The organism is Streptomyces sp. NPDC001339 (genome assembly GCF_042895955.1).
Classification (GTDB): Bacteria; Actinomycetota; Actinomycetes; order Streptomycetales; family Streptomycetaceae; genus Streptomyces.
This window is the reverse complement of record NZ_JBIAWT010000006.1, coordinates 196,349-208,586: the sequence shown is the minus strand read 5'-3', so window position 1 is coordinate 208,586 and position 12,238 is coordinate 196,349. Positions and strand designations below refer to the sequence as shown.

The 12,238-nt window shown below is 71.7% G+C and carries 7 protein-coding genes; 3 read left to right on the top strand and 4 right to left on the bottom strand.

Translation table 11 applies throughout. The features are described from left to right. Positions 1-38: 38 nt before the first annotated feature. From ACFY12_RS19140 to ACFY12_RS19125, 4 genes are all read right to left on the bottom strand, one after another. A complete protein-coding gene (locus ACFY12_RS19140; RefSeq protein ID WP_390716984.1) occupies positions 39-2,072 on the bottom strand; it encodes a protein meaA in 2,034 nt (677 codons plus the stop codon). Positions 2,073-2,111: 39 nt separating this feature from the next. After that, complete coding sequence (ccrA, locus tag ACFY12_RS19135; RefSeq protein WP_390716983.1) at positions 2,112-3,485, bottom strand: crotonyl-CoA carboxylase/reductase; 1,374 nt, start codon at positions 3,483-3,485, stop codon at positions 2,112-2,114. A gap of 512 nt (positions 3,486-3,997) precedes the next feature. Then, positions 3,998-4,801: a TetR family transcriptional regulator gene (locus ACFY12_RS19130; protein ID WP_390716982.1), complete on the bottom strand. Its 804-nt coding sequence runs from the start codon at positions 4,799-4,801 to the stop codon at positions 3,998-4,000. 136 nt (positions 4,802-4,937) lie between these two features. Continuing rightward, positions 4,938-6,785, bottom strand: coding sequence for a 3-hydroxyacyl-CoA dehydrogenase family protein (locus tag ACFY12_RS19125; RefSeq protein WP_390716981.1), 1,848 nt, complete (start codon positions 6,783-6,785; stop codon positions 4,938-4,940). A gap of 396 nt (positions 6,786-7,181) precedes the next feature. Between ACFY12_RS19125 and ACFY12_RS19120 the strand changes: the two genes are divergently transcribed. The 3 genes from ACFY12_RS19120 (at position 7,182) to ACFY12_RS19110 (ending at position 11,868) form a co-directional block, all read left to right on the top strand. Next, positions 7,182-7,892 (top strand): HEAT repeat domain-containing protein, encoded by a 711-nt coding sequence (locus ACFY12_RS19120; protein ID WP_390716980.1) that lies wholly within the window; start codon positions 7,182-7,184, stop codon positions 7,890-7,892. Positions 7,893-8,553: 661 nt separating this feature from the next. Continuing rightward, entirely contained in the window at positions 8,554-8,997 is a 444-nt protein-coding gene (locus tag ACFY12_RS19115) for an SRPBCC family protein (protein WP_390716979.1), read from the top strand. A 312-nt stretch (positions 8,998-9,309) separates the two neighbouring features. Then, positions 9,310-11,868, top strand: a complete 2,559-nt coding sequence (locus tag ACFY12_RS19110) for a SpoIIE family protein phosphatase (protein WP_390716978.1) — start codon at positions 9,310-9,312, stop codon at positions 11,866-11,868. The last annotated feature ends 370 nt before the right edge of the window (positions 11,869-12,238 follow it).

Here is a 12,238-nt window from a genome sequence, read left to right as displayed (position 1 = left end):
GGCCCGGCCCTTGCCGGCCATGACGGGGGCCGTTTGGTTCATACGGGGACCTCCAGGGGGTCGAGCCGGTGGGCCCGCCGGATCTCGTCGACGATGCGTCCGATGATCTCCGTGATGCCGAAGTCCTTGGGGGTGAAGACCGCCGCCACTCCGGCCTCCCGCAGCGCGGTCGCGTCGGCGGCCGGGATGATGCCGCCGACGATGACGGGTATGTCGCCCGCCCCCGCGTCGCGGAGCTGCTTCAGCACCTCCGGTACCAGTTCCGCGTGCGAGCCGGAGAGAATCGACAGGCCGACGCAGTGCACGTCCTCGGCGAGTGCCGCCGAGACGATCTGTTCCGGGGTGAGCCGGATGCCCTGGTAGATCACCTCGAAACCGGCGTCCCTGGCCCGTACGGCGATCTGCTCGGCGCCGTTGCTGTGCCCGTCCAGGCCGGGCTTGCCGACCAGCAGCCGCAGCTTGCCGCCGCCCCCGGCGCCGGCCGACGAGGTCACCGCGGCGGCGGTTCTGGCCACCTTCTCGCGGACCACCGCCAGCGGACTGCCCTCCTCCGCGGCGACCGCCAGCGGGGCGCTGGAGACACCGGTGGGCGCGCGGAACTCCCCGAAGACGTCCCGCAGCGCCCAGGCCCACTCGCCGGTCGTCACCCCGGCCCGGGCGCAATCCAGGGTGGCCGGGAAGAGGTTGCCGTCGCCGGCCGCGGTCTTCTTCAGCACCGACAGCGCCTCCTGGGCGCGCACCTCGTCACGGTTGTCCCGCCAGTCGTGCAGCGCGCGCACCACGCGCGCCTCGTTGGCCGGGTCGACGGTCATGATGGCGGTGTCGAGATCCGCGGTGAGCGGGTTGGGCTCCGTGGACTCGAAGCAGTTGACGCCGACGATCTTCTCCTCGCCGGCCTCGATCCGGGCCCGCCGCTCGGCGTGCGCGGAGACCAGCTGCGACTTGAGGTAGCCGGACTCCACCGCGGCCATCGCGCCGCCCATCTCCTGGATCCGCTCGATCTCCGCCAGGCAGTCGGTGACCAGGGCGTCCACCTTGGCCTCGATGACATGCGATCCGGCGAAGATGTCCTCGTACTCCAACAGGTCGCTCTCGTGCGCGAGGACCTGCTGGATCCGCAGCGACCACTGCTGGTCCCAGGGCCGGGGCAGTCCCAGCGCCTCGTTCCAGGCGGGCAGCTGGACGGCCCGGGCGCGGGCGTCCTTGGAGAGGGTGACGGCCAGCATCTCCAGCACGATCCGCTGGACGTTGTTCTCCGGCTGTGCCTCGGTCAGGCCCAGCGAGTTGACCTGGACGCCGTAACGGAAGCGGCGCTGCTTGGGGTTCTCGATGCCGTAGCGCTCGCGGGTGATGCGGTCCCAGATGCGGCCGAAGGCGCGCATCTTGCACATCTCCTCGACGAACCGGACGCCCGCGTTCACGAAGAAGGAGATCCGGGCCACCACATCGCCCTTGCGGTCCTCGGGGACCTGCCCCGAGGCGAAGACCGCGTCCAGCACGGCGATCGCGGTGGACATCGCATACGAGATCTCCTGGACCGGAGTGGCCCCCGCCTCCTGCAGGTGGTAGCTGCAGATGTTGATCGGGTTCCACTTCGGGATGTTGTTGACCGTGTACGTGATCATGTCGGTGGTCAGCCGCAGGGAAGGCCCCGGCGGGAAGACGTGCGTCCCGCGTGAGAGGTACTCCTTGACGATGTCGTTCTGCGTCGTCCCCTGGAGCTTGGTGATGTCCGCACCCTGCTCCTCGGCGACCACCTGGTACAGCGCCAGCAGCCACATGGCCGTCGCGTTGATGGTCATCGAGGTGTTCATCTGCTCCAGGGGGATGTCCTGGAACAGCCGCCGCATGTCCCCGAGATGGGACACCGGGACCCCGACCCGGCCGACCTCGCCGCGGGCGAGGATGTGGTCGGGGTCGTAGCCGGTCTGCGTCGGGAGGTCGAACGCGACGGACAGGCCCGTCTGACCCTTGGCGAGGTTACGCCGGTACAGCTCGTTGGACGCCTCGGCGGTGGAGTGCCCGGCGTATGTCCGCATCAGCCACGGACGATCCTTCTGACGCTCAGTCATCACTGGTCCGTATCTTCGTGGTTCCGGTCTTCCGACGTCTCAGCTGTCCCGACTGTGCCTGTCGGTCCGCTCCGCTGACGCGTCCCGGAACAGGTTGATCGCGTCGAGGTGTTCGGCGCGCATCTCCTCATCGCGGACACCCATCCCCTCCTCGGGCGCCAGCGCCAGTACACCGACCTTGCCCTGGTGCAGATTGCGGTGTACGTCGTACGCCGCCTGTCCCGTCTCCGCAAGGGAGTAGGTCTTCGACAGGGTCGGGTGGATCTTGCCCTTGGCGATCAGGCGGTTGGCCTCCCACGCCTCGCGGTAGTTGGCGAAGTGCGAGCCGACGATCCGCTTCAGCGACATCCACAGGTAGCGGTTGTCGTACTCGTGCTGGTAACCGGATGTCGAGGCGCAGGTGACGATGGTGCCGCCCTTGCGGGTGACGTACACGGAGGCGCCGAAGGTCTCCCGGCCCGGGTGTTCGAAGACGATGTCCACGTCCTCGCCGCCGGTCAGTTCGCGGATGCGCTTGCCGAAGCGCTTCCACTCCCTCGGGTCCTGGTGGTGCTCGTCCTTCCAGAACTTGTAGCCCTCGGCGTTGCGGTCGATGATCGCCTCGGCGCCCATTCTCCGGCAGATCTCCGCCTTCTGGTCGGACGAGACGACGCAGATCGGGGTGGCGCCGCCGGCCAGCGCGAACTGGGTGGCGTACGAGCCGAGTCCGCCGCTCGCGCCCCAGATCAGCACGTTGTCGCCCTGCTTCATCCCGGCGCCGTTGCGCGACACCAGCTGGCGGTACGCGGTCGAGTTGACCAGACCGGGCGCCGCCGCCTCCTCCCAGGTCAGGTGCCGGGGCTTGGGCATCAGCTGGTTGGACTTGACCAGGGCGATCTCGGCCAGGCCGCCGAAGTTGGTCTCGAAGCCCCAGATGCGCTGCTCGGGGTCGAGCATGGTGTCGTTGTGGCCGTCGGAGGACTCCAGTTCGACGGAGAGGCAGTGCGCCACGACCTCGTCACCGGGGTGCCAGGCGTTGACGCCGGGGCCGGTGCGCAGCACCACGCCGGACAGGTCGGAGCCGATGACGTGGTACGGCAGGTCGTGCCGCTTGGCGAGCGGGGAGAGGCGGCCGTAGCGCTCCAGGAACCCGAAGGTGGGCAGCGGTTCGAAGATCGAGGTCCACACCGAGTTGTAGTTCACCGAGGAGGCCATCACGGCCACCAGCGCCTCGCCCGGTCCGAGCTCGGGCAGTGGCACGTCCTCGATGTGCAGCGACTTGCGGGGGTCCTTCTCCTTGCTGGGCAGGCCGGCGAACATCTCGGCCTCGTCCTTGTGCACGGTCACCGCGCGGTAGGACTCGGGGAGGGGCAGCGCGGCGAAGTCGGCGCTGGTGCTGTCGGGCGCGAGGATTGCGTCCAGGATTGCGGTCATGGGGTGCCTCCGGCGAAGTCCGCTTTGAGGGAAACGGCTTGAGGGAACGTCGGGGGTGATGCGGCGGTGGTGCCGTCGGTTCGGCCGGGTGGCGGTGCTCAGCCGGGCCTCGCCTCGTCGGTGTGGATGACCGAGGCGTGCGGGGCGCGGCGTGCGCGCGGTGCCTGTGACGCAGGCGTCCGGGCGGACAGTCGTACAGGACTGGTGGGACAGCCGGCGCGCGCTGGGTCTCTGCGCGCCGGCCGCCCGGACGCCCTCAAGGTATGACACCGCGTGCCAGTCCACAAGACACTGAGTGCCAACAATTTCTCTCAGATGTCACCCGGTCGACACGTATGAGCGCCGGATCCCCTGTTCGGAGGCGTGCGGATCACACAAAGAAATCCCGCCGGTACGCAGCGCGCGTACCGGCGGGATTGGGCCATTCGGGTGATGGGGCCATGGCCCGGTCGCGCTCCCGGCCGCGGGGCGCGATCATGTCCGTCCCCGGGCCCCGGGCGCGTCGGGTGCCGCTACCGCCGTTCCTTGATCGCCTTGCGGATCGTGCGCATGACCTCGTCCAGCGGCGCGTCCGTACGGGCCACCGCGACCAGCACCTCGCCCTCCCGTGAGACGGCCGCCGGGGGCTGCTCCCCGGTGAGGGCGCGCCCCGCGCCGATACCGGCGCCGAAGGTCTCGCGGACGATCTCGAAGGCGTGGTCCAGCTGGGTCTCCACATCGCCCTGTGCGCCGGCCCGCAGCCAGCGGCGCAGGACATGGTTGTGCGCGGTGACCACGGCGGACGCGGCGACCTCGGCGAGCAGCGGGTCGTCATCGCCCTCGCGGTGCGCGCCCTCGTCGAAATGGCCCAGGAGGTAGCGGGTGAACAGCCGCTCGTAGCGGGCCACCGAGGCGATCTCGGCCTCGCGGAGCGTGGGTACCTCACGGGTCAGGCGGTAGCGGGCCACCGATACGGCGGGGGAGGCCGCGTACATCCGCATGACCTCCTTGATGCCGCGGCAGACCGTGTCGAGGGGGTTCTCATGCGGCGGGGCGGCGTCCAGGACGGCCTCCGCGCGGACCAGGGTGTCGTCGTGGTCGGGGAAGATCGCCTCTTCCTTGGAGCGGAAGTGGCGGAAGAAGGTGCGCCGGGCGACGCCCGCGGCGGCCGCGATCTCGTCGACCGTCGTCGCCTCGTAGCCCTTGGTCGCGAACAGCTCCATGGCCGCCGCCGACAGTTCACGGCGCATTTTCAGCCGCTGTGCGGCCGCGCGGCGAGCGCCGGGAGTGGCGGTGTCGGGGGCGTCGGAAGGCTGCGTACGAGCGGGCTGGGACATGTGGGGACGGTACTGCATAATCCCCCGACCTGCGGCATGAGGTGCCGTTTCGGCCCTCGTCGGCCGGGGTGGACCGCCGTCCGGTTCCAGCAGTCCACCCCAGCCGCCCCCGCCCGGGCGCGGGCGCCGCGACGCGTCAGCGCCGGGCGTACTCACGGAAGCCGCGGCCGGTCTTGCGGCCGAGGCAGCCCGCCGCGACGAGGTGCTCCAGCAGCGGTGAGGGGGCGAGTCCCGGGTCGCGGAACTCGGCGTGCAGCACCTTCTCGATGGCCAGCGACACGTCCAGGCCGACCACGTCGAGGAGTTCGAACGGGCCCATCGGATAGCCGCCGCCGAGCTTCATCGCGGCGTCGATGTCGTCCGGGGACGCGTAGTGCTGCTCGACCATCTTGATCGCGTTGTTCAGGTACGGGAACAGCAGCGCGTTCACGATGAAGCCGGCCCGGTCGCCGCAGTCCACCGGGTGCTTGCGGATCTTGGCGCAAACCGCACGCACCGTGGTGTGCACCTCGTCGGCCGTCAGGACCGTACGGACGACCTCCACCAGCTTCATGGCGGGAGCCGGGTTGAAGAAGTGCATCCCGATGACGTCCTGCGGACGCGAGGTGACGCGGGCGCAGGCGATCACGGGCAGCGAGGAGGTCGTGGTGGCCAGCACTGCGCCCGGCTTGCAGACCGCGTCCAGCGCCCGGAACAGCTCCTGCTTGACGGCCAGGTCCTCGGCCACCGCCTCGACGGCCAGGTCCACGTCCGCGAACGCGTCCAGGGACCCGGCCGGGGTGATCGACGCCAGCGCGGCGTCCCGGACCTCGGCGGTCAGCCGGCCCTTCGCCACCGAGCGCGCCATCGACCTGCCGATCCGGGCCTTCGCCCGCTCCGCCTTCTCCAGGCTGCGGGCGGCCAGCACGACCCGGTGGCCCGCCTTGGCGAAGACCTCCGCGATACCGCTCGCCATCGTCCCGGAGCCGGCGACGCCGACCGCGGTGACCGTACGGCCGGCGACGGGGGCACCGGCGGCCGCCGGGCTCTCCGCGTCCGGAACCACCGTGGCGCTGCCGGGCGCGTCGTACGTGTAGAAGCCGCGGCCCGCCTTGCGGCCGGTCAGCCCCGCCTCGGCCAGCTGGCCCAGGACCGGCGCGGGGGCGTGCAGCCGGTCGTGGGACTCGGCGTACATCGCCTCCAGGACCGTACGGGCGGTGTCCACGCCGATCAGGTCGAGCAGCGCCAGCGGGCCCATCGGCAGACCGCAGCCGAGCCGCATGGCGGCGTCGATGTCCTCACGGGTCGCGTACCGGGACTCGTACATGGCCGCGGCCTGGTTCAGATAGCCGAACAGCAGGCCGTCGGCGACGAATCCGGGCCGGTCGCCGAGCCCGATCGGGTCCTTGCCCAGATCGCGGGCGAGTTGGGTGACGGCCGCGACCGCGGTCGGCGCCGTGAGCACCGAGGAGACCACCTCGACCAGCTTCATGGCCGGCGCCGGGTTGAAGAAGTGCAGCCCCAGGACCCGCTCGGGGCGCTGCGACTCGGCGGCCAGACGGGTCACGGACAGCGCGTTGGTGCCGGTGGCGAGGAGGGTGTCCGGACGCACCACCGCGTCCAGCCCGTCGAAGACCTGCCGCTTGAGCGCGTAGTCCTCGGGCACCACCTCGATCACCAGGTCGGCGTCCGCGGCGGCCCGCAGATCGGTGAAGGTACGGAAACGGGCCAGGACGTCCCGGCGTTCGCGCTCGGTGAGCCGCTCGCGCCGCACCGCGCGGGCGGTGGCGGCTTCGAGGGCGGCCACGGCCTTGCGGGTCGCGGCCTCGTCGATGTCGATACCGATGACCTCCCGGCCGGCCCGGGCCAGTACTTCGGCGATACCGGTGCCCATCGTGCCGAGACCGACGACCGCCACGGTGGAAAGGGGCAGCGCGGAGGCTTCGGCGGAGGCGGAGGCTTCAGCGGAGACGGTGGAGAGATCAGGGGTGGACTGAGGGTCCATCGCGAGACTCCTGAGGGTGTTCCCCCGAGGGCAGGGGAGACGTGACGACTGAGGGGTATGCGCCGGCGCGAGGCGCAGTGAAGGCGCAGCGGCTGGAGATGCGGCGGTGGGCCGCGGGGAGCCGCAGCGCCACTGGAGGCGCCGGCGGTGCGGGAGTCGCGGCGGCCCTGTCCCGGGGCCGGGCCGTTTCTCCGTACTGGTGTCGTGCTGTGCGGTGCCGAACCGACTTCACCGAAAAACTGGCGGCTGCGTCACCAGGCCGCCCGAGCAGGGGTGCTGCTCGCCCAGAAGGTTAACCGGTGGGTAACCGAAGCGCCAGGGGTATTCCGGGTCATTAGGCTGTGGTGCAGGCCACGTCGCAGGGACCGGGGCGGCCCGGCGGGAGGGAAGCGGCAAATGGAAGACGCATTCCACGAGTTGACGGACCGGGTGCGGGCCGAGCTCCGCTCCCCACAGGATCTGGTCGCCTACGAGCGGTTGCTGGGGCTGGCCCGCAAGAACACCCCCGCCGGGCGGGAGGAACTGGCCCAGATGCTGGTTGCCGTCGAACGCCCTCTGTGGGCCCGGGAGATCGCCGCGTTCATCCTCGGCTGCACCGGCGACAAGCGCGCCTTCGAGACGCTCGTCCTGCTGCTGAACTACCGCGACCCGGTGCGCTGCGCCACCGCGGCGCACGCCCTCAGCCGTCTCGGCGACCCGCGCACCGCCCGCGCCGCGGCCGCGCTCGCCACCAACCCGCTGCGCACCGCCTACGCCCTGCACCCCGTGCGGTTACTGGCCGAACTCCGCGCCCCGCAGTCCGTACCGGCGCTGATCGCCACCCTGGAGCGGCTGCTGACCCCGCACAACCCCTACTGGCGGGTGGCGCTCGCCTGCGTCGAGGGCCTGGGCGCACTCGGCGACCGGCGCGCCGTTCCGGCACTCACCGCAGCCGTCGCCCACCCCCGCCTGGCCGCCGCGGCGGCGGCCTCGCTGGCCCGGCTCGGGGTCCACGACGTGCCCGGGCGGGACGGGGCCAAGGCGCGGGAGTCCGAGCCACAGGAGTCCGAGCCGCAGGAGCCCGAGCCGAAGGGGAGCGGCGCCCGGACCGGAGGGGACGAGGCCTAGGGCCCTTCCCACGGAGATCCGTCAGAAGGGCCCTAGCCGTCTCCCGCGTTCGTCCACGGTGCGGCAACACCGGCGCATCCGTGCACCGCGCGGCAACACCGGGACGCGGTGTCACTCGCACGAGGGATAGTGGCGAAGAGCGGGCGACGGCGGCGGGTGGGAGCGGCCAGGATCGCGGAGCGGAACCACGCCGATCAGGCGGAGAACCAGTGCAGAGCAGGCAGACCACCAGGGCAGGAGAGCGCATGGCGACGCAGTGCAGGGTGTGCGGAGGCGGCAGGCGCACCCGGATTCCCCGGGCGCACCGTTGAGCCCCTGTGCCGGTCCGCACCTTCAGTGCGGAGGATGCCACGGGGACGGCCGGGTGGCCGGTGAGGTGCTCTGTGTGGACCGGAACGGCCGGGCCGGTACCGCCCTTTCCGAACACGGCTGCGGAGCGTGCGCGGCGCGCGGCTTCTTCTGCCGGGCCGATCCGCCGTGCCAGGGACGTCAGCAGGCCGGGGTTCCCATGATCCCCAGCAGGGACCTGCCTCCGGTCTGAACCCACCGGACCCACCGGCCCTCTCCGGTCGCCGCCCCGGAATTTGGGCGTGCCGCCGACTGGTGGTTGGCTTGGCGGCGCATCGCAGGACCGGCAGCCGACTACTGGAGGAAGACACACATGGGGCAGGTCGAGGCCACCACGCAGCGCGAGATCGCGGCGGACCCGGAGGACGTGTTCGACGCGCTCGCCGACTACTCCGGCATGCGCGGGAAGCTGCTGCCCGAGCACTTCAGCGAGTACGAGGTCCGCGAGGGCGGCGACGGCAAGGGCACCCTCGTCCACTGGAAGCTCCAGGCCACCAGCAAGCGGGTGCGCGACTGCCTGCTGGAGGTCGACGAGCCGACCGACGGCCAGCTCGTGGAGAAGGACCGCAACTCGTCGATGGTGACCACGTGGGTCGTCACTCCGGCCGGTGAGGGCCGGGCCAACGTGGACGTCACGACCACCTGGAACGGTGCGGGCGGTATCGGCGGCTTCTTCGAGCGGACCTTCGCACCCAAGGGGCTCGGCCGGATCTACGACACCATCCTCGCCAACCTCGCCAAGGAGATGGAGAAGTAGGCGGCATCCGCCACAGCCGCCACTCTGAGAGTGTGCCGTCACACTCACCGATTCGGGTGGTTTCCGGTGGGCCGAAGTCCGCGGCCCACCGGACCGCTTGTGCGCGGAACGCCCTGAGGGGAGCCCAATAGGCGCTCGGGGCAACGCACTTGAGGACCTCCCCCGCGCGCCCCCGGACGCTGCGGCGGCCGCAGCCGATGCGCGGGCGCACCACCCATTCGGCCTATTCGCGGAATGCCGCCCGCCGCACCACCGCGCGGCCGTACCGTGGTAGCGCTGGTGCAAGATCGGCGTACGGAGGAGCAACCGCCCATGGAGCGTGACCCGTCCCACGGCGCCGGCAGGTCCGACGCGGCGCCTCCGGGGACCGCGTCCCGGGACGCGGCGCCCGGACGGATACCGCTCGCCGTCGCGGTGGTGGACGCGGAAGGACGGATCTCCCACTGGAGCAGCGGCGCCCGCAGGCTCTTCGGGCCCGCCCGCGAGGAGGCGATCGGCGCCCCCGCCGTCGATCTGATGCCGGTCACCGGTGCGCTCAGCGGGGAGGAGTGGTCCGGTCCCGCGGGCGGCACGCCGGCCGGCCCGTCGCAGGGCGGTGGCCCGGACAGCCTCGACGCTTACGAAGGCGCGCACGAAGGCGCGTACGAAGGCGTGTACGAAGCCGAGGATGAAGGCACGTACGAAGGGCCCGGCCTGGCGGCCTCGTTGGGCGGCCGGATGCCCTATCCGTCAGCGGGCAGGGCGCGGATGGCCCTCGGCGCGACCGGCCCACTGGACCTGCTGTGGTGGGCGTACCCCCTGGTCGGACCGGGCGCCGGGCGGATCCTCGTCCTCGCCGCGGACGCCGGGAGTCTGGACGGCGAGCGGGGACGGGAACGGGGCGGGCACGAGCGGTTCATGCCGGGCTTCGCGCTGCACACCGACTTCCCCGGCGCCGAGGAGCTGGCCCGCCGGCTGCCGGAGATCCTCCCGAGCATGAGCCCCCAGGAGAGCGCCCAGATCGTCTCCCAGGTTCTGGAGCTGGGCTATCCGGTGCTGGAGATCAGCCGGCAGGAGCGCTTCCCGGTCACCCCGGACTGGGGCGTACCGCGCCGGGTCGAGCGGCGTACCCGGCTGCTGCGCGCGGCGAGCGCGGCGGCGGACGACCCCCAGGCCGCCGCTGCGGCCGCCGCCGAGCTGGCCTCCGATCTCGAATACGCCGCGGTCCGCGAGCGGTTGGAGTTCCTCAACGAGGTCAGCGGGCGGATCGGCTCCTCGCTCGACCTGGCCCGGACGATCCAGGAGGTCAGCGAGGCCGTCGTCCCGCGCTTCACCGACGTCGCCGGGACGTACCTGCGCGAACAGGTCATGGCGGGCGAGGGTTTCCCCGACGGGCCGCCGGACGCCACCACCATGTGGCACCGGGTCGCGGTCGAGCACAACGACGAGCCCGGGCGCTGGGACGACGTCATCCCGGTCGGCGAGGCCATGCCGTTCCCCGTCCATACGCCGTTCTTCCAGTGCATGACCACCGGGCAGCCGGTCCTCGTGCCGCGGATCACCGAGGAGATGGGCAACGCCATCGCGGCGCAGTTCGAGAAGCGGGACATCAGCCCGCTGATCAACGGCCGCTCGATGCTGATCGTCCCGCTCAAGGCGCGCCACGTCGTCCTCGGTTTCATGATCCTGCTGCGGCATCCTGAGCGGACCGAGTTCAACGACATGGACCGGGTGACCGGTGCCGAACTGGCCGCCCGCGCCGGGCTGGTCCTCGACAACGCGCGGATGTACACCTTCCAGGAGAACGTCGCCGAGACGCTCCAGGACAGCATGCTGCCGCGGATCGCGCCGCGGATGGCCGGCTGTGACACCGCCACCCGCTATCTGCCCGGCACCCGCCTCGGCCGGGTCGGCGGCGACTGGTTCGACACCATCAAACTGCCCGGCTCGCGGACCGCGCTGGTCGTCGGCGATGTCATGGGCCACGGCCTCAACTCGGCCGCGATGATGGGCCAGTTGAGAACCGCCGTGCAGACCATGGCGGCCCTCGACCTGCCGCCCGCGCAGCTGCTGCGCAGCCTGGACGACCTCGCCCAACGGCTCGGCGACAGCTACCTCGCCACCTGCCTCTACGCGGTCTACGACCCCATCGGACAGCAGCTGACGCTGGCCAACGCCGGGCATGTCCCGCCCGTCCTGGTACGCGCGGTGGACGGCCGCAGCCGGCTGCTGGAGCTGCCGACCGGCGCGCCCATCGGCGTCGGCGGGGTGCCCTTCGAGGCCGTGACGGTGCCGGTCGGGCCCGGTGACCGCCTCGTGCTGTGCACGGACGGCCTGGTGGAGGTGCGCGGCGAGGACATCGGGGTGGGCCTGGCCGCCCTCGCCGAGTCCGCCGCGCACCCCGCCGCGTCCATGGACGACGCCTGCGACGCCATCATCCGCGCGCTGAACGTCACCGACGACCGCAAGGACGATGTGGCGCTCCTGATGGTGCGGCTCAACGGCATCCCGCTGGACGCGGTCGCCGAATGGCGGCTGGCCATCGACGCCCGCGAGGTCGGGCGGGCCCGGGCCCTGGTGGGCCGGCAGCTCGCCGACTGGGGCCTCGACCCGGCCGTCGAAACGGCCCAGCTGCTGGTCAGCGAGGTCGTCACCAATGCCGTACGGCATGCGCACACCGAGCATGTGGTGCTGCGGCTGGTGCGCACCGACGCCCTGCTGTGCGAGGTCTGGGACGATGACCACGCCCTGCCGCAGCTGCTGAACGCCGGCGCCGAGGACGAGGCCGGCCGGGGCCTGCGGGTGGTGAGCCGGCTGGCCCGGGAGTGGGGGACCAGCCGTACGTCCGCCGGTAAAGCGGTCTGGTTCGAACAGTCACTGCCGAGGGGCTAGGCCCTGTCGTCAAACTCCCGCCTGCCCCGCGACGCCTGGCACGTACTCCCCCACGCCTGAACGGCGCGGGGGGACCCCCATCTGCGTTGTCGGGCTCGCCCCGATACGCCCAGTATCGGGGCGACCCTCCGCCTTGTGATCGCGCTCGGCTTCCGAAGGACGAATCAAGGAGCCGAGACGGAGCGAGCGGAGAGAGCGGAGTGCACCAGACGCCGCGGGGCCCGCCCTTCGGGCGAACGACGGGAGTTTGACGACAGGGCCTAGGGGGATCCGCGGGCCGCGCGTACCCGGCGGTGAACGGCTCAGGCGCGGGGCGGTGTACGCCCGGGGTGCGGCCCGCGCGCGGATGCGGCACTCGAACGCCGGGTGG